General features: G+C 61.5%; 17 protein-coding genes and 1 tRNA gene. 7 read left to right on the forward strand and 11 right to left on the reverse strand.

Features of this window, described 5'->3' with window-relative positions:
• Positions 1 to 51 precede the first annotated feature (51 nt).
• Both AC0L2K_RS20600 and AC0L2K_RS20605 read left to right on the forward strand, forming a co-directional pair.
• Positions 52 to 1146 (forward strand): 2'-deoxycytidine 5'-triphosphate deaminase, encoded by a 1095-nt coding sequence (locus AC0L2K_RS20600; protein WP_023802190.1) that lies wholly within the window; start codon positions 52 to 54, stop codon positions 1144 to 1146.
• 92 nt (positions 1147 to 1238) lie between these two features.
• Positions 1239 to 2012: an ABC transporter substrate-binding protein gene (locus AC0L2K_RS20605; RefSeq protein WP_287241612.1), complete on the forward strand. Its 774-nt coding sequence runs from the start codon at positions 1239 to 1241 to the stop codon at positions 2010 to 2012.
• A gap of 177 nt (positions 2013 to 2189) precedes the next feature.
• Here the strand turns inward: AC0L2K_RS20605 and araD1 are convergent, their stop codons facing one another.
• The 4 genes from araD1 to chvE form a co-directional block, all read right to left on the reverse strand.
• Positions 2190 to 3182 (reverse strand): AraD1 family protein, encoded by a 993-nt coding sequence (gene araD1, locus AC0L2K_RS20610; protein WP_023802192.1) that lies wholly within the window; start codon positions 3180 to 3182, stop codon positions 2190 to 2192.
• Positions 3183 to 3471: 289 nt separating this feature from the next.
• Positions 3472 to 4764 carry a multiple monosaccharide ABC transporter permease gene (gene mmsB, locus AC0L2K_RS20615; RefSeq protein WP_128169181.1) on the reverse strand — a complete coding sequence of 431 codons (1293 nt, stop codon included), beginning with the start codon at positions 4762 to 4764 and terminating at the stop codon, positions 3472 to 3474.
• Entirely contained in the window at positions 4761 to 6293 is a 1533-nt protein-coding gene (gene mmsA / locus AC0L2K_RS20620) for a multiple monosaccharide ABC transporter ATP-binding protein (protein WP_287241614.1), read from the reverse strand. Before mmsA ends, mmsB begins: the two co-directional genes overlap by 4 nt.
• A 100-nt stretch (positions 6294 to 6393) precedes the next feature.
• The gene (gene chvE / locus AC0L2K_RS20625; RefSeq protein WP_287241617.1) at positions 6394 to 7458 is read right to left on the reverse strand and encodes a multiple monosaccharide ABC transporter substrate-binding protein; all 1065 of its coding nucleotides are present in this window, start codon (positions 7456 to 7458) and stop codon (positions 6394 to 6396) included.
• 335 nt (positions 7459 to 7793) lie between these two features.
• Here chvE and AC0L2K_RS20630 point away from each other — a divergent pair, with 335 nt between their 5' ends.
• Together AC0L2K_RS20630 and AC0L2K_RS20635 are read left to right on the forward strand one after the other, a co-directional pair.
• On the forward strand, positions 7794 to 8783 hold the full coding sequence (locus AC0L2K_RS20630) for a LysR family transcriptional regulator (protein WP_473532168.1): 990 nt from the start codon (positions 7794 to 7796) through the stop codon (positions 8781 to 8783).
• Positions 8784 to 8926: 143 nt separating this feature from the next.
• Positions 8927 to 9931: a L,D-transpeptidase family protein gene (locus AC0L2K_RS20635; protein ID WP_473532169.1), complete on the forward strand. Its 1005-nt coding sequence runs from the start codon at positions 8927 to 8929 to the stop codon at positions 9929 to 9931.
• A gap of 654 nt (positions 9932 to 10585) precedes the next feature.
• On the opposite strand, the gene AC0L2K_RS20640 is transcribed toward AC0L2K_RS20635, so the two are convergent.
• The 4 genes from AC0L2K_RS20640 to AC0L2K_RS20655 all read right to left on the reverse strand — a co-directional run bounded on the left by AC0L2K_RS20640 (position 10586) and on the right by AC0L2K_RS20655 (position 13915).
• A complete protein-coding gene (locus AC0L2K_RS20640; protein ID WP_473532170.1) occupies positions 10586 to 11311 on the reverse strand; it encodes a Crp/Fnr family transcriptional regulator in 726 nt (241 codons plus the stop codon).
• Between the two features lie 154 nt (positions 11312 to 11465).
• Positions 11466 to 11714: a DUF3606 domain-containing protein gene (locus AC0L2K_RS20645; protein ID WP_023802203.1), complete on the reverse strand. Its 249-nt coding sequence runs from the start codon at positions 11712 to 11714 to the stop codon at positions 11466 to 11468.
• Positions 11715 to 11880: 166 nt separating this feature from the next.
• A tRNA-Gly gene (locus AC0L2K_RS20650) sits at positions 11881 to 11954 on the reverse strand.
• An 89-nt stretch (positions 11955 to 12043) separates the two neighbouring features.
• Positions 12044 to 13915, reverse strand: a complete 1872-nt coding sequence (locus tag AC0L2K_RS20655) for an acyltransferase family protein (protein ID WP_473532171.1) — start codon at positions 13913 to 13915, stop codon at positions 12044 to 12046.
• A 254-nt stretch (positions 13916 to 14169) separates the two neighbouring features.
• On the opposite strand from AC0L2K_RS20655, the gene AC0L2K_RS20660 reads away from it, so the two are divergent.
• A complete protein-coding gene (locus tag AC0L2K_RS20660) occupies positions 14170 to 14433 on the forward strand; it encodes a DUF6460 domain-containing protein (protein WP_027155530.1) in 264 nt (87 codons plus the stop codon).
• A gap of 30 nt (positions 14434 to 14463) precedes the next feature.
• On the opposite strand, the gene AC0L2K_RS20665 is transcribed toward AC0L2K_RS20660, so the two are convergent.
• Genes AC0L2K_RS20665 through AC0L2K_RS20675 form a run of 3 tightly spaced genes read right to left on the reverse strand, consistent with a single transcriptional unit; the run spans position 14464 to position 16822 of the window.
• Complete coding sequence (locus tag AC0L2K_RS20665) at positions 14464 to 15366, reverse strand: histone deacetylase family protein (RefSeq protein ID WP_128169128.1); 903 nt, start codon at positions 15364 to 15366, stop codon at positions 14464 to 14466.
• A 32-nt stretch (positions 15367 to 15398) separates the two neighbouring features.
• Entirely contained in the window at positions 15399 to 16475 is a 1077-nt protein-coding gene (locus tag AC0L2K_RS20670; protein WP_473532172.1) for a quinone-dependent dihydroorotate dehydrogenase, read from the reverse strand.
• Positions 16472 to 16822, reverse strand: a complete 351-nt coding sequence (locus AC0L2K_RS20675) for a DUF952 domain-containing protein (protein ID WP_128247553.1) — start codon at positions 16820 to 16822, stop codon at positions 16472 to 16474. Before AC0L2K_RS20675 ends, AC0L2K_RS20670 begins: the two co-directional genes overlap by 4 nt.
• A gap of 115 nt (positions 16823 to 16937) precedes the next feature.
• Here AC0L2K_RS20675 and AC0L2K_RS20680 point away from each other — a divergent pair, with 115 nt between their 5' ends.
• Positions 16938 to 17375, forward strand: coding sequence for a hypothetical protein (locus tag AC0L2K_RS20680; protein ID WP_023803302.1), 438 nt, complete (start codon positions 16938 to 16940; stop codon positions 17373 to 17375).
• Between the two features lie 125 nt (positions 17376 to 17500).
• Positions 17501 to 18160 carry a response regulator transcription factor gene (locus AC0L2K_RS20685; RefSeq protein ID WP_023803301.1) on the forward strand — a complete coding sequence of 220 codons (660 nt, stop codon included), beginning with the start codon at positions 17501 to 17503 and terminating at the stop codon, positions 18158 to 18160.
• Positions 18161 to 18163 lie beyond the last annotated feature (3 nt).

Genomic DNA, 18163 nt, shown 5'->3' on the forward strand with positions numbered 1-18163 from the left:
AGAACCTGCGACAAGACGAGACCACGCCCGGCCTTCGAGCGGAGCCAGACTTTGCGGCAGACAGGCATTCTTCCGGATCAGGATATTTCCGCGCTGTACCAGTCGGGCGCGCTGAAGTCGCCGCGCGCGCTCGACGCCGACCAGGTCCAGCCGGCCAGCCTGGACCTCAGGCTTGGCGACAAGGCCTGGAGGGTGCGCGCCTCCTTCCTGCCCGGCCCCAACCACAGGGTTGCTGAAAAACTCGACCGCCTGAAGCTGCACGAAATCAATCTCACCGATGGTGCGGTGCTGGAGACGGGCTGCGTCTATATCGTGCCGCTGCTCGAGAGCCTGGCGCTTCCGGCAAACATTTCCGCCTCGGCCAACCCAAAAAGCTCGACCGGGCGGCTCGACATCTTCACCCGCGTGATGACCGATCGCGGCCACGAGTTCGACAAGATCGCCGCCGGCTACAACGGCCCGCTCTATCTCGAAGTCAGCCCGCGCACCTTTCCGATCGTCGTCCGCGCCGGCTCGCGGCTGTCGCAGATCCGGTTCCGCACCGGCAATGCGCTTTTGTCGGAAAGCGAGCTGCACGAATTGCACCGTGCCGAGACGCTCGTCGCCACCGAGCCGCCGAACATTTCCGGCGGCGGCATCGCACTGTCGATCGACCTCGATGGCGACAAGGACGGGCTGGTCGGCTACCGCGGCAAGCACCACACCGGCCTGGTCGATGTCGACAAGCGCGCCGCGCAGGATGTCGTCGATTTCTGGGACCCGCTCTACAAGAGCGGCGCCGGCGAACTGGTGCTCGATCCGGACGAATTTTATATCCTCGTCAGCCAGGAAGCGGTGCATGTGCCGCCGCTCTATGCCGCCGAGATGACGCCCTTCGATCCGCTGGTCGGCGAATTCCGCGTCCACTATGCCGGTTTCTTCGATCCGGGTTTCGGCCATTCGGCCTCGGGCGGCACCGGCAGCCGGGCCGTGCTCGAAGTGCGCAGCCACGAAGTGCCGTTCATCCTCGATCACGGCCAGATCGTCGGACGGCTGGTCTACGAGCATATGCTGAAGCGGCCGCAGGCGCTCTACGGCACAGATCTCGGCTCGAACTATCAGGCACAGGGCCTGAAACTGTCGAAGCATTTTCGCGCCGCGCGCTGATCGCCCGCTATGATCAGACCATGCTTGCCTGACCCCGCGGGCCGTGCTTGGCTGTGCCTAGCCGTCAACGCGGTTGAACAAGGGGAACAAAAATGCACATTTCAAGATGGATCGCATCGGCAGCAACAGCCGTCATGCTGGCGATGTCAGTCGGGTCGCTGTCGGCGCAAGCACAGGAAAAGTTGAAGATCGCCACTGAAGGCGCCTATCCGCCGTTCAACACCATCACCGCGGATGGCAAGCTCGTCGGCTTCGACATCGACATCACCAATGCGCTTTGCGCTCAGATGAAGGTCGAATGCGAACTTGTCACGCAGGACTGGGACGGCATGATCCCGGCGCTCCAGGCCAAAAAGTTCGACGCCATCATCGCGTCCATGAGCATTACCGAGGAGCGCAAGAAGCAGGTCTCCTTCACCAACAAATACTATACGACGCCGCTTTCGCTGGTGGCCTTGAAGGACAGCGATATTGCCTCGACCGAACCGGCGGCACTCGCCGGCAAGACAGTCGGCGCCCAGGCTTCGACCACCCAGGCCGACTATGCCCAGGATGTCTATGGCAAGGCCGGCGCCGAGGCGAAGCTCTATCCAACCCAGGAGGAGGCGGTCGCCGACCTGATGAACGGCCGTCTCGATGCCGTCCTTTCAGACAAATTCGTGCTGATGGACTGGATGAAGAAGTCGAGCGACGACTGCTGCAAGATGGTCGGCGACGTCAAGGGCACGGAGACCGAAGCCGGTATCGCCGTGCGCCAGGAAGACACTGCGCTGCGCGAAAAGCTCAACGCCGCAATCGACGCGATCGTCGCCGACGGCACCTACAAGAAGATCCAGGCCAAATATTTCGACTTCGATATTTATTGAGAGGTCGAAGCTGCCAATCTCCCCCCTTGAGGGGGAGATGGCCGGCAGGCCAGAGGGGGTCGGTCCGGCCGGGCCTGGCTCTCTTTATCGCAGACGCAGGGGGCTGGCGCTCCACGCGAGACGACCCCCTCTGTCGCCCTCGGCGACATCTCCCCCTCAAGGGGGGAGATCACGCCGTCACAGCGCCTTCACCGCCACCTTCACCGGCTGCTCGATTTCCAGTGGGTTGCGCAGCGGCAGGCCGAAATCCTTGGCCTCGATCTCGAAGACATCGCCGGCCTCGGTTCTGACGCCGTCGGCGAAGGACAGTGTCGCGGTGCCGAACATGTGCACATGCACGTCGCCCGGCTGGCGGAAGGCCGAATATTTGAAGTGGTGATGTTCGAGATTGGCGATGGTGTGTGACATGTTCGCCTCGCCCGACAGGAAAGGCTTTTCCCAGAGCAGCTGGCCGTCGCGGAGGATGCGCGAGGAACCCCTGACGTCGGACGGCAGCTCGCCGATCAGGATCTCCGGTCCGAACGAAGCGTTGCGCAGCTTGGAATGCGCGAGGAAAAGATAGTTCACGCGCTCGGTGACGTGATCGGAAAACTCGTTTGACAGCGTGAAGCCGACGCGGAACGGGACGCCGTCGTCGCCGATGACATAGATGCCGGCGACTTCCGGCTCCTCGCCGGCATCCTCGGCGAAGGCGGGCGACAGAAGTGCCGCACCGGGCGCCACTGCCATGGTGCCGTTGCCCTTGTAGAACCATTCCGGCTGCACGCCGGTCTGGCCCTTGGCCGGCTTGCCGCCCTCCAGCCCCATGCGGAACATCTTCATGGAATCGGTGAGCTGCTCCTCGCCGTCGCTGCTGAGCTTCTTGTGCATGGAATCGCGGGTCGCGGCGGAGCCGAGATGTGTCAGCCCGGTGCCGGTGAGGTGGAGATGCGCCGGGTCGGGATGGTTGATCGGCGACAACAGCCGCCCCTTCTTGTAGGCGGCATCGAGGTCGACCGCTTCACCAAAACCCTTGCGCTCGATGAGGGCGACAAGCCCGGTGCCGGTGCGCGCGGCCTCCATCGCCAGCGAATAGACGCTGCGGGCGCCGTTGATGATTCTGGTCTTGCCCCCGTTGCGGGCGACGACGCGGATGGTCTCCGCCTCGTCGAGGATCTGGGAAATCAGCATGACGTACCCTCTCTCAATTGCCTTGGCCGGCCTGCCGGTCTGGCAAGCTTTTCCTGGCGCAGCTCGGACGGTGTCCGCGCCACGGGTGAAATTCTTCGTCCGGATTGCGCTCGCGGGCCCGGTCCCCTAGGGGGACTTCCTTGCGTCGCCCGGCAGCGCCGCGATGTGACCCGTGCCTCCTAAAAGCGCGCCGCGTTTGAAAACGGGCCCGCTTTGATCCTTGCTTTCATGCGTGCCGTTGTCCCAACACGCTGCACACGTTTGGCGACATGCATGAGTTCCCTCGCCCTCAAGCCTTGTTCTTGTTGTAGACGTCGAAGACCACGGCGCCGAGCAGCACCAGGCCTTTGACCACCTGTTGCCAATCGACATTGACGCCCATGATCGACATGCCGTTGTTCATGACGCCCATGATGAAACCGCCGACCACCGCGCCAACAACCTGACCGACGCCGCCCATCGCCGAAGCGCCGCCGATGAACACAGCGGCGATGACGTCGAGCTCGCTGCCGAGGCCGGCCGCCGGCACCGCCTGGCCAAGGCGCGCCGCAATAATCAGCCCGCCGAGCGCCGAGAGCACGCCCATATTGATGAACACCATCAGGGTCAGCCGCTCGGTCTTGATACCCGATAGCTGCGCCGCCTTGGCATTGCCGCCCATTGCGTAGATGCGGCGGCCGACCGTCATGCGTTTGGTGACGAAGACGAACAGCGCGATCAGCACGCCCATTACCACGAGAACGATTGGCAGGCCCCTGTAGGTGGCGAATTGGTAGACCAGGAATAGCGCCAGGGCGCTGGTCACCAGGGTCTTGACGACGAACAGCGAGAAGGGCTCGGCTTCGTAGCCATGCCGCTCGCGGCTGCGCCGTGCCCTGAGCCCGAAATAAGCATAGGCGACCACGGCGACGATGCCGAGCACGATCGTCGTCATGTGCAGCGTCAGGCCGCTGCCGACGATTGTCTTGCCGGCGGCGTTCACCACCGGCGGTATCAGCGTCAATGAGCCGATCACGTCGGGAATGAAGCCGGAACTGAGCGCCTTGAAGCCGACCGGAAGCGGCCCCACGGAAGACCCCCCACCCAGCAGCGCCTGGCAGATGCCGCGGAAGATCAGCATCCCCGCCAGCGTGACGATGAAGCTCGGTATTCGGTGATAGGCAATCCAGTAGCCTTGTGCCGCGCCGATTGCACCCCCGACGATCAGGCAGATGATCGACACCACCAGCGGATTGCTGAAAGGGCCGAGAGGCCAGATGACCATCATCATCGCCGCCAGCGCGCCGATGAAACCGGCGACGGAGCCGACGCTGAGATCGATATGGCCGGAGACGATCACCAGAAGCATGCCCAGCGCCATCACGATGATGAAGCTGTTCTGCTGCACCAGGTTGCTCAAGTTCACCGGCTTGAACAGCGTTCCGGACGTCGTGTACTGGAAGAACACCATGATGGCGATAAGCGCCAGGATCAGGCCGTATTCGCGCAGGTTGGTGACCAGCGCCGAGACAGCGATGCGCGGCCCTTGCTGCACATCTTCGGCGACGCCGCTTTTCGGGACGGGACCGCTTTCGGTGCTCATGATGCTTTTCCTTCTCCGCGAACGATGGCGCGCATGATCTTTTCCTGGCTGGCATCACTCGCCGCCATTTCGCCGACGATACGTCCTTCGTTCATGACATAGATACGGTCGGTGATGCCGAGCAGTTCGGGCATCTCGGACGAGATGACGATGATCGCCTTACCCTCCGAGGCGAGCCGCGCGATGATCGTGTAGATTTCATACTTGGCGCCAACGTCGATGCCGCGCGTCGGCTCGTCGAGGATCAGCACCTCCGGATTGGCGAACAGCCATTTCGACAGCACCACCTTCTGTTGATTGCCGCCCGATAGATTGCCGGTCATCTGATAAACGCTGGACGAGCGGATGTTGGTCTTGGCCTTGTAGTCGTTGGCGACGGCGAGCTCGCGCATGTCGTCGATCACGCTGTGGCGCGACACGCCGGGAAGATTGGCCAGCGTGATGTTGTGCTTGATATGATCGATCAGATTGAGACCGTAGGTCTTGCGGTCTTCGGTGACGTAAGCAATGCCGTGTTCGACTGCCTTGCTGACAGAGGAGACATCGATGGGCTTGCCCTTAAGCAGCACCTCGCCGGTGATGCCGCGGCCGTAGGAGCGGCCGAACAGGCTCATCGCGAATTCGGTGCGTCCGGCGCCCATCAGCCCGGCGATGCCCACCACCTCGCCCTTGCGGACGTCGATATCGATACCCTTGATCACTTGCCGCTCGGCATGGATCGGATGATAGACCGACCAGTTCTTCACCTGGAGCACGATCTCGCCGATGTCAGGCTCGCGCGACGGATAACGGTCGTCCAGCGAGCGGCCGACCATCGAGGTGATGATGCGGTCTTCCGAGATGTCCTTCTTCGCCAGCGTCTCGATCGTCCGCCCGTCGCGGATGATCGTGACCTTGTCGGCGACCCGGTTGATTTCGTTGAGCTTGTGCGAGATCAGGATCGAGGTGATGCCCTGGCGCTTGAATTCGAGCAGCAGGTCGAGCAGCGCCTGGCTGTCCTTTTCGGACAGGCTCGCCGTCGGCTCGTCGAGGATCAGCAACTGCACTTCCTTGCTGAGCGCCTTGGCGATCTCGACCAGTTGCTGCTTGCCGACGCCGATATTGGTAATCAGCGTCTTGGGGTCTTCCTTGAGGCCCACCTTCTTGAGCAGAGCGCTGGTGCGCGTCTCGTTGGCGTTCCAGTCGATGATGCCGTAGCTGGCGTGTTCGTTGCCCAGGAAGATGTTTTCGGCGATCGACAGCATCGGCACCAGCGCGAGTTCCTGGTGGATGATGACGATGCCGCGGCGCTCGCTGTCGTGGATGCCTTTGAAATGGCACTCATCGCCGCGATAGACGATTTCGCCGTCATAGGTGCCGGCTGGATATACGCCCGACAGCACCTTCATCAGTGTCGACTTGCCGGCGCCGTTCTCGCCGACCACGGCGTGGATCTCGCCTTCCTCGACGCTGAGGTTGACGTTCGAAAGCGCCTTGACGCCGGGAAACGTCTTGGTGATGTCACGCATCTCCAAAATCGTCGAGGCCATCGTGAATACCACTCCTGCGAGGTCCGGAAACACACCGGGGTCGTTCACTGACGAAGCGGGGCCCTGCGTTGCGCAGGACCCCGGGGTTTTACGTCTGCGGTTACTTCAGCTCTTCGGCCTTGATGTAGCCGGAATCGACCACCAGGGCCTGGTAGTTCGACTTGTCGACATCATGCGGCGTCAGCAGGATCGAAGGGACGACCTTGACGTCGTTGTTGTAGGTCTTGGTGTCGAGGCCTTCCGGCTTGCCGCCCGAGAGCACCTTGTCGACGAGCTCGACCGTCGCCTTGGCGAGTTCGCGGGTGTCCTTGAACACGGTCGAGTACTGCTCGCCGGCGATGATCGCCTTGACCGAAGCGGTTTCGGCGTCCTGGCCGGTGACGATTGGCCATGGCTGATCGGCCGTGCCGTAACCAACGGCGCGCAGCGAGGCGATGATGCCGCGCGACAGGCCGTCATATGGCGAGAGCACGCCATCGACGCGGCTGCCATCCGAGTAGTGGGCGGAGAGCAGATTGTCCATGCGGGCCTGGGCGGTGGCTGCCAGCCAGCGGAGCGTGCCGACCTTGTCCATGCCCATCTGGCCGGACTTCACGACGAGGGTCTTGTCGTCGATCAGCGGCTGCAGAACGGACATGGCGCCGTCGTAGAAGAAGAAGGCGTTGTTGTCGTCGGGCGAGCCGCCGAACAGTTCGACGTTGAACGGACCCTTGTTGTCGGGATAGCCGAGGCCCTTGAGCAGCGATTTCGCCTGGATGACGCCGACGCCGAAATTGTCGAACGTGGTGTAGTAGTCGACATTCGGGGTTTTCTTGATCAGCCGGTCATAGGCGACGACGACGACGCCGGCGTCAGCCGCCTTCTGCAGCGCGTCCGACAAGGTGGTGCCGTCGATCGAGGCGATGATCAGTGCCTTTGGGCCCTTGGTGATTTCGTTTTCGAGCTGGCTGAGCTGATTGGGGATATCGTCCTGCGCATATTGCAGGTCGACAGTGTAGCCCAGAGCCTCGAGCTGGGACTTGACGGCGTCGCCGTCGTTGATCCAGCGCTGCGAGGTCTTGGTCGGCATCAGCACGCCGATGAGGCCTTCGCCTGCCTGCGCCGGGACCGTCATGGCCGCGATGCTAAGGGCCGCGACGGCGGCCAGTGTCTTGATGATCTTCACATTAACTCTCCCTGGTTGATGGACGCGCACCCTGGGTTTCGTGGGCCGCGCGATCGTGCAGGAGCGCCAAAACGCGCCGCTGCCGCCATATCGATCTCCGGTATCCTCCCAATCGGCCCTGAGACTCTGGTTCCGGTCGATGCGATTTTTCTCGCTGGCGACGGTCAGGTTTCAGGACGCGCAAAGGTGTGGCGCTTTGCCATAACTGTCAAATGCGATCTTTGGTAGTTGCCATACCCAAACTGGTATACTGAAAGTGGCCAAAAGAATTGAAAGTGGCCAAAAGATCGGGCCGGGATTGCCGGCCGGCCACCAGCGGGGAGCAAACTTATATCATGGCGGCGCTACGGGATTCTGGCGGACTTTCAGAGGGTTATTGGGAACGTCCCGGCAGGAGTGAGACCTTGCTGCGCAGCGGCCTCAGTCTGCGCCACATGCGCATGATCGCAGCCCTCGACGACCATGGCCGGGTCAGCGCGGCAGCCCAGGTCATGAACATCTCCCAGCCCGCCGCCTCGCGCATGATCGCCGAGATGGAGGCGGTGCTCGACGTCAAGCTGTGCGAGAGGCTGCCGCGCGGCATCACGCTGACGCCCTATGGCAAGGCGTTGGCGAGGCGCGCGCGTTCGATCCTGCTCGAGATGCGCGAGGTCGACCGCGAGATATCCGAGCTCAAGGCAGGCAAGGGCGGCTCGGTGTTCCTGGGCGCGGTGACGGCCCCTGCAATCGAGCTCGCCGTGCCGGCGATCCGCGAGATCCGGCGCATCTATCCGCGTATCGAGATCACCATGCAGGTCGAGACCTCCAATGTGCTGGCGCGCGAACTGATCGCCACCCGTCACGATTTCATCATCGCGCGCATCCCCGAGGACCTCAATCCGCGGCTGTTCGAGGCCCGCGTCATCGGCGTCGAAAAAGCCTGCCTCATTGTGCGCCGCGGCCACCCGCTGGCCAAGGGCAAGGCGGTGCGGCTGGAGCAGACCGCCGCCTATGACTGGGTTTTCCAGTCGGGCGGCTCGCCGCTGCGCCAGGCGATGGAGAGCAATTTCCTGAACCGCAACATCGCGCTGCCGGACCGCATCCTCAACACCAGCTCGCTGCTGCTCACCCTGGTCATGGTCGCGCAGTCGGACGCCATCGCGCCGGTGTCGATCCAGGTGGCGAAATTCATCCAGAACCCCGAGGGGCTGGCCGGCGCCATCGACGTCGTCCAGACCGAATTCGACATCGAGGTCAGGCCTTACAGTCTGATCACCGTAAAAAATCGCGTGCTGTCGCCGGCGGCCAAGATGCTGCACGACTTCATTTTGCGAGAGGTGGGCTGACGGCGTTAAATCAAGCGATCCGTTGCCAATTCACTCTTCCGCCATGTCGCTTCAATCAGAATATCGCTCGAGCGAAGGAACCACACAGGGCCGTGCCGCGTCATAGAAGCGGGCTCCTGTGCAGGTCCCCAGGGAGGCTATCTATGATCAGGCTTCTCCTCGTCTTCGCCGCGATGCTTGCTGTCGCGTGCGGCGGGGCGCGTTCGGCCGGGCTGGACCTGGCGACCGTCAACCACGCCCAATTCACCGCCGGCGATTCGAAGGATGTCGATCCGACGCTGCTCAAGGCGCAGATTCTTTTGGATCGCGCCCGCTTCTCGCCGGGGCTGATCGATGGTCGCCTCTCAGAGAACTTCGCCAAGGCAGTCGGCGCCTTTCAGCAGGCGAACGGACTCCGATCCGATGGCAAGCTCACTGCGGAGACCTGGAGCAAGCTCACGGCGACCTCCGCCGACCCGGTTCTGGTCACCTATGAGGTGACGCGCAAGGATTTGCGCGGACCTTTCACCAGGCGTATTCCGGCTCGCATGGAGAGGATGGCCCGCCTGCGGCGGCTCGCCTATCGCAACGCGGTGGAGAAGCTGGCGGAGCGCTTCCATGTCAGCGAAAAGTTGCTCAGGATGCTCAATCCGGGCGTCGGCTTCAGGAGGCCCGGCAAGACCTTGATCGTGCCTGATGTTGGCCGCGGCGATCCTCCCGCGGGCGTAGCCCGCATCGAGGTCGACAAGGACGCTCGCCTGGTGCGCGTGCTCGACCCTTCCGGCAAATGGCTCGCAGTCTACCCCGCCTCGATCGGCAGCGATGAAAACCCGGCGCCAAGCGGCACGGCGGAGGTCAAGCGCGTGGTACGCAATCCGACCTATCACTACGATCCGGATTTTGCCTTCAAGGGAGTCAAGACCAAGCGTCCCTTCACCATCGCTGCCGGGCCGAACAATCCCGTGGGATCGGTGTGGATCGATCTCTCCATCGAAAGCTACGGCATCCACGGTTCGCCCGAACCTGGCAAGGTCGGCACGACCTTCTCGCATGGCTGCATCCGATTGACCAATTGGGATGTCGAAGATCTCGGCTCCATCGTGCAGCCGGGCACGAAGGTCGAGTTCAAGGACGAGACCGCCGGCGCCGTCGACGAGCTTGCCCCGTAGCAAAGCGGACTGGCCCGCCACCTGCTCTCGCAAGGCCCGGGCGCGCGCCGGAGACGATGCCGGATGACGTCCTATGGACCTGGCCTTCAGGCCGGTGGCGAGCTACGAGGTGGCTGAGACCCGTCCGACGACCCCGGCAAACGATCGCGAATGGCTTCCTCAGTTCTGTTTGCGGTCGATTCCACAACTGTGCCGACCTTGCCTGCTAGGGTGCCTGCATCTCCACCCGAGCCTTGCCGGTCGGCCTCTTCCTTGACCGTTTCGTAGGCCTCGGAAGGCTCATGGTCGGACTGCATAATGACGCGCCACGCCTAGCTCTCATTAAGGTCAAAGCTCACCGGAAGGTTGTAGTCTATTGCACGATTGGCAATCATGTTCGCGAGGTCGGAATCTGAGACCGAACATGCCGGTACGATCTGTTTGAGTGCCTTAACGGCGAGCCCCGTCGATATGAAACTATGGCGCCGCCTCCGACTATTTACATACTGTTCGATGAGATTTTCGAGCTCACGCATGTGCAATCCTTCTTTGACGTCAACTGTGCCAATTGAACCCAGCCGTAATCGATCCGGAGCGAGGGCTCATTCACATTGTTTATTTGACGAGAAATCTTGATGCCGCACCAGTGCGCCGACGCGTCTTGGCCGAGGGCGGTCACCGTGGCTCATGGAAGAGATTTAGGTAAGTCGTATCAAAGTCGGCCAGTAAGGCCAATCGCTGGAAATCAAGGATAACAATCCTCCGGTCTTTCCAGATAACCAGGTCCTTCGCTCGAAGCTCCTGCAGTGTCCGATTCACGTGAACTACAGATAGACCAAGCACGTCCCCCATTTCCGCTTGCGTCAGTGGAATAGCGAACTTCTGGTCAGAGGCCAATCCGACTATCTCTAATCGGACATACAACTCGCAAATTATATGTGCGAGATGCTGTTTGGCGGAGCGACGCCCGAGGCAGGTTATCCAAGTCCTTTGGATCGAGGCGTCGATAGTCGTCGAAAGCCAGAGCATCCGGGTGAGATGTGGACTTCCACCCATTGCTGTAAGCAGGTCTTTGTGTCGAATGAAAACTACATCGCACGAACCCAGCGCGCTCACGCTGTGGTCCATCACTTTTAGCAGTAAACTATGCAGATCGACAAAGTCTCCCGGCACGTGAATTGCCGTTATTTGACGCTTTCCTTCCCGAATAGCCTGGTTTCGAACTGCGAACCCATTCGCGACAAGGCAGCTTTCGGTGGGGCGGGATCCCTCCCTGACGATCTCCTCATCGGGTCCGAAAGTTACCGGCCGAACTGGAAGAGCCCCAATGAGCGCGATCTCGTCTGGCGGCAGGGTGTCGCGGCGGTCGAGCATGTGAACCAGGAGGTCTTTGCCGAACATCGCAGTGCCTTTTGAGCAGATCAGGCATCGAGTTCCAGCGGCTCGTGCCAATTGACATGCCGCAGGTCCCGAGCATCTACGACTTGGCCGCCTGTCGGACACAGATAGAAATGGTCGCTCTCATGTTCGACTTCTTGGCTATGTCTCTTGCCGATCATGGGCGGCCCTGGTTGTGAAAGGTTCGGTCGTCGTTCGAGATCCGTTCTTGTGTGGTCACGGCGTTTCCGAGCTTCCGAGCCTCCCGATACAGGGTCTCGCGATCATTGCCGTGCTTGCCAAAAAGCTCGCGGATCTGCGGTATTGAGAGGCCGAACTTGGTAGCGAAATAGCGGAATTCATAGTCTTGGTCGCGCGCGACGCGGTTTCCGTCGCCAGAACCTCTATTGCTCTTGTCGTCGGCCATTTGGGTTCTCCCTGGCTGGCCTTCAGATCAAGCGCAAACGCGGATCAGCGTCTTTTGTTGCCGCCTCTTCTTAGAATCACGTTATGTTCTATCCGGCTGATGTTTGCCGCTCACCTGATCATGTGGTCCTGTGAGGTGCGGCGCCGGCCGGCCCGACTGGGCAAGCTGGAGCGGGTAGCGGGAATCGAACCCGCGCGTTCAGCTTGGGAAGCTGACAAGCTACCATTACATCATACCCGCGCAGCAGCCTCGTTACCACGCAAGCCGGCATTCGGGCAATCGTTATGCGTATACTCGTGTGCACTCGTGCCTTGCCAGCGGGCCGACTGTTACTCCGTCGTGGCAACGGCATCGTCTGTGGCAAAGGCCGGCCAGTATTTCGAAATTGCCAGAGTGGCCCCGATGGTAGAAAAATGGCCATAGTCGAAATAGAGGAACTGGCCTGCGTCGGCGTAAGAGCAACGTCCGGCGCTACAGAGGAAATTCAGCGGATCGATAAAGGTGGCGCCTTTGGTAAATGCGCGCACACGGTTGTTGATGTCGGGATCCATGGCCATTGGCCAGGACGTATCATCGAGATTTTCGCGCTTTGCGAAGAACGCGATTTTCCGAACATCGGTTATGAACTGCGGGGACTGGCCGATGACAAACACGCGCACACCCAGACCACGAACGGTATCGATCGTTTGCTGGAGACTGTCGAAACTTCTGGCCTCATAATCGGTCCACCGACCGCTGAGCACGACCGTCTTGATGCCAGCGTCCTGGATAATCTTCAGGGCTTGCTGATTGAACCGCATGCAATCCGGGCGTCCATAGGAGAAGTAGGAGAGTATCGGGGGACAGCCCGCGTAGGTGTATTCCACGATATTGGCCCGGAGTTGATTTATGTTGGCGTCCAGGCCTGGAACATAGTGGGCGGCGAACGAGTCACCCCACAACAAAACAGTTGTAGGGAAGCCGCGTGTGCGGGTGCAATCCTCGATATTCCAGTTTTCGATCCGGCTGAAGCCCTCGTTGAAACAGGTGCCATTGCCCCAGTCCCCGACAGGAATCCGCTGTTGGACATAGTCTGGAAAGCGTTGCGGAAAGCCGTTGCCGAGCGCCCCGGCCGCCCCGCCAAGGCAAAGAACAGCGATTGCGCCCGCTGAAAAGGCGAAGATGGGCGCCGGGGCGGTGAAGCTCCTTTTCTGCCGAAACGGCTGCTCGACGTACTTCCAGGAAAACGCAGCCAGCGCGAGGCTTGCTACCGTCAACGCAACGGTCATCGACGGGTCGAATTCTTCTAGTGAGAGATAGTGCGCGAACGCATTGATCGGCCAGTGAACAAGATACAGTGAATAGGAGATGAGGCCGATCCAGACCAGCGGCCGGACTTCTAGTATGCGGCTGGCGATCGTCGAGGGGCTGTTTTGGCCAACATAGATGAGCAGGACCGTTCCGACGCAGGGATACAAGGCGTTGTAGCCCGGGAACGGATCGCTCTCCGAGATCGCAAAGAACCCGATGGCGAGAAGGCCAAATCCGGCCAACCCGAGCAGTTCCATTAGAAACCGGCTGCTCAGGGGCTGGGGGCGTTTCAGCATGAGCACGGCGCCCAGCATGAGCTCCCAGATCCGTGTCGGCAGCAGGTAGAATCCCGCGTTTGGCGCCAGCCACGTCGCCATGACCGCCAGCACGAAACTGCCGAGGATGATCGGCAGGAGTATCGTCAGCCAGCGTTTGGCAAAAAAGCGGTAGATCAGGAACATCAGGATCGGGGCAAAGATATAGTACTGTTCCTCGACCGAAAGCGACCACGTGTGCAACAGCGGTCGGAGCTCGGCATCGATCGAGAAGTAATTTGACGTTTTCCAGAAATAGATGTTCGACCAGAAAGTCGAAGCAGCTATGACGCTGAGACTGAATTCATGCAGATCCGACGGCAGAAGAATGAACAGGGCCGCAATACAGGTGAGAAGCGTGACAAAGATCAGCGCCGGCAGAATGCGCCGGGCGCGGCGCCAGTAGAAGCTGACGATCGAAAACTGGCCGCGTTCAAGGTCGTCCAGAAGGCTTCCGGTGATCAGGTAACCAGATATGACGAAGAAGATATCGACGCCGGTAAAGCCGCCTGGAATTGCCGAGATGCCGAAATGGAAGAGTACGACCGGCAGTACCGCAACGGCCCGAAGACCATCGATATCGCGCCTGTACTTCATTCAAGAAGCCCTGTGTTCGCAAGTCACGGTGAGGCAGCGCAGTCCGTCCATCACCGGGCGATGAGTCTGGCAGTTCGATATCAACTGGTTACCCTCTGTCGCCCAATTTTGCTGCACTGCAACATAAGTGTCAAGAGCACAATTCGGCAAAGCGCCGACCGCAGCAACTGAGCGATCGCCTTGATGCCGGGCGGCCAAGTGCGTTATTTTTGGAGCTGTGCCCGAATCGGGGCAACCGAATCTGGAGACACGCCTTGTCCGCACTGACGCGCTTTCTCGGCGACACGCCGCTCCGGGTGCTCCTGAAGCTGCTGGTGCTGTCGTTCCTAGTCGGCCTTGTCATGAACGCTTTCGGCTGGTCGCCGATGGATGTGCTCTACGGCATCCGCAATGTCTTCGTCGATCTCTGGAACCTCGGCTTCCGCGCTATTGACCGTTTCCTCGGCTACATCCTGCTGGGCGCGGCGATCGTCATTCCAGCCTTCATCCTGCTCAGGATCGCCAACTACCGGAAATAGAGCAGACGCCGAACCGAAGGTCAGCGTGCGTCAGGCAAAGCCTGAGGCCACTTCGAACAGGACGGCATGGCGCGCGGCCAGAGCCGCCAAGTCAGTCGAATAGCCGCCGCCGATAACGCCGCAGACCGGGATGCCGAGCGCGCGGAAATGACGGATCACCATGTCGTCGCGGGCACGCAGCCCTTCGTTCGACAGCCACAACCTGCCGAGCCGGTCCTCGGCATGGACGTCGACCCCGGCATTGTAGAAAACGATGTCCCAGCGCGCCCTGGCGGTGAGTTCCGGCAGCATGCCGCCCAACGTTTCGAGATAGGCCGCATCGCCGGTGCCGTCGGGCAGGGCGATATCGAGGTCGGAAGCGATCTTGCGCGTCGGATAGTTACGATCGCCATGCATGGAAAAGGTGAAAACCCGCCGTTCAGCGCCCAAAATGTCGGCCGTGCCGTCACCCTGATGCACGTCGAGATCGACGATCAGGATATTGCCGGCGACGGCTTCGGCAAGCAGCACCAGTGAAGCCACCGCAACATCGTTGAAGGTGCAGAAGCCGGCGCCTTGCGCGCGCCGCGCATGATGGCTGCCGCCGGCGGTATTGCAGGCGATGCCGTTCAGCAACGCCAGCCGCGCCGCCAGCACGGTGCCACCCGTTGCGAGCTGCGCCCTGAGCGAGACGCGCGGGCCTACCGGAAAGCCAATCTCGCGCTCGATTTTTTCTGGCACTTCGCAGGCCAGCACCTGGTCGACATAGCCGGCGGCATGGGCAAGCTTCAGCCATGATGCCGGGGCCGGCTCGGGCACATTGAGCGCGGCGTGGCCGGCCAGTCCGCGAGCGCCCAAGGCTTCCATCAGCAGCTTGTATTTGCTCATCGGGAAGCGATGATTGACGGCAAAACCGGCGTCGTAGTCGGGATGATGAACGATCTGCAGGGGCATGAGCGGCAGGTGCTTTTTAGAGCGACTTCGGGTCAGAGCGGCTTGGATGCCCATTGATCGAGGCTGGTATCGCGCAACTCGTGCAGTGATTTGAGCCTTTGCATGTCCGCGAACCGGGCCATACCGGCAAGAATGCGGCCCGGCAGTGCCGGCCCGGCATAGATCATGCCGGTGTAGAGTTGGACGAGATCGGCGCCGGCGCGGATCTTTTCAAGTGCCGTCTCCGCGGAATCGACGCCGCCGACGCCGATGATGGCGGGGTCCGGGCCAAGCAGTTTGCGCATCTTTGCCAGCACGATCGTCGAGCGCTCGAATAGCGGTTTTCCCGAAAGCCCGCCGGTCTCGCCGGCAAGATCGGCGCTGCGCAGCCGCGGCCGCGCGATGGTCGTGTTGGAGACGATGACGCCGTCTATTGCTTTCTCGGTGACCTCGGCGGCGATATCCTCCAGTTCGGCCTCGACCAGGTCCGGCGCGATCTTCAGAAAGATGGCCGGCTGCGCGGCCGCTGCCGCACGTGCGGCCATGACGCGCGACAGCAGCTCGCCAAGCTGTTCACGCGCCTGCATGTTGCGCAGGCCCGGCGTGTTCGGCGAGGAGATGTTGACCGTCAGATAGCTGGCGTGTGGCGCAAACCTGGCAACGCCGCGTTCATAGTCACCGACGCGGTCGGTGCTGTCCTTGTTGGCGCCGACATTGACGCCGACGATCCCGGCGCGGCCCTTGCGGGCGGCAAGCCGTTGTTCGGCGGCCGCGTGACCCTCGTTGTTGAAGCCCAGCCGGTTCATCACCGCTTCGTCGGATGTCAGCCGGAAAATGCGCGGCTTCGGGTTGCCGGCCTGCGGCAGCGGCGTGATCGTGCCGACCTCGGCAAAGCCGAAGCCAAGGCCAAGCAGCGCATCGGGAACCTCGGCGTTCTTGTCGTAGCCGGCGGCCATGCCGAGCGGATTGGGGAAATCGATGTCGCAGACGCTGACTTTCAGCCTGTCGTCGCGCACGGGTCTCCCGCCTATCGGCAGCCCGCATTTCAGCGCCGCGATCGACAGGCCGTGGGCGGCTTCCGGATCGAATGCGAACAGGAACCTCTGGCCGAGCCGGTCGAGCACGCTCATTCGGCCTCCAGCGTCGGGAATTGGTGCCGGCCATCGGTGCCGAGCGGCAATGGTTGCACCCAGACGACGGCGTTGAGGTCGAGCGGGCCGTAAAGATGCGGGAACAGCGCACCACCGCGCGAGACCTCGTATTTCAGCGCATCACCCAGTCTGGCGTCATCGACGGCGACCAGCAGCAGCCCGGTCTGGCCGGCAAAGTGTTTTGCCGCGGTTTCCTTGGCCTGGCCGGCGGTGGAAAAATGAATGAAGCCGTCGGCGACATCGATCGGCGCGCCGGTGAAGCGGCGATTTCTTTCGGCCTCGCGCCACAGCGGTTCAGGCACTATCTTGTAGATAAGCTGAGACATGGTTGCGCTATAGTCCGAACCAATCGTACGGGGAAGAGCGGGCCAGGGTTCTTCCCCATTTCCGGCGCAAACATGCGATAAGATTGCGCTTACTGGCCTATGGAGGACAAACAATATGCGTCCGCAGCACGTCTTGATCCCTGCAGCCCTCGTCTCGCTCGTCGCGGCATCAGCCTTTTCCGAGGAAGCCGACCGCTACCGGTTGGAAAAGTCGGCCACCGGCTATGTCCGCATGGACACGCAGACCGGTGCGATGTCGATCTGCGAGGAGCGTTCCGGCCAGCTCGTCTGCAAGATGGCGGCCGATGAACGCGCCGCCTTCCAGGACGAGATCGACCGGCTGCAAAGTTCGGTGAAGGCGCTCGACCAGCGCGTCGTCAAGCTCGAGAACTCGCTTGCCGCCCGCTTTGAGTCGACATTGCCCAGCGAGGAGGATTTCAACAAGACGATGAGCTACATGGAGCGCTTCCTGCGCGGCTTCATGGGCATCGTCAAGGACATGGAAAAGGACAGCGGCGAGGATGGCCTCAAGCCAAATTCGCAAAAAACCTGAGCACCGTTCACCGGGGAAGCCCGGCGCACCGGCTTGCCGCTTGAAAACGGCTGATATCGCCGCATAATCGTTCGACTGATCCCGCAAGAAGCAGACAATCATCAATGGGATTCGGGGAGGGCCATGTGCCGTCAGGCTATACTTTCGTCATCGCTGACGATCATCCGCTTTTTCGCGGTGCGCTGAGAGAGGCGCTTGCCGGCATCGGCGACGTCGCCGGCATTCACGAGGCCGGCGATTTCGAAAGCGCCAAGGCGCTGGTCGTGGCCAATGAGGACGTCGATCTGGTGCTGCTCGACCTGTCGATGCCAGGCGCTAGCGGCCTTTCCGGTCTGATCTCGCTGCGCGGCATCCATCCGACGGTGCCGCTGGTGGTGGTGTCGGCACATGACGACCCGGTGACCATCCGGCGCGCGCTCGACCTCGGCGCTTCGGGTTTCATCTCCAAATCGGCCAGCATGGAGGAGATCCGCAGCGCTGTGCAGTCGGTGCTTGCCGGCGACATCGCTGCGCCCACCGGCATCGATCTCGGCGTCGAGCGCGATCCCGAGATATCCGATCTGATCAAGCGGCTGCAGACGCTGACGCCGCAGCAGACGCGCGTGCTCGGCATGCTGGCGGAAGGTCTGCTCAACAAGCAGATCGCCTACGAGCTCGGTGTCTCCGAAGCGACGATCAAGGCGCATGTCTCGGCCATTCTGCAGAAGCTTGGCGTCGACAGCCGCACCCAGGCGGTGATCCTGCTGTCCAAGATCGGCAGCGACCCGCTGGCGGCGGCCGGCTGACCC

This window comes from Mesorhizobium sp. WSM4817 (assembly GCF_055811135.1).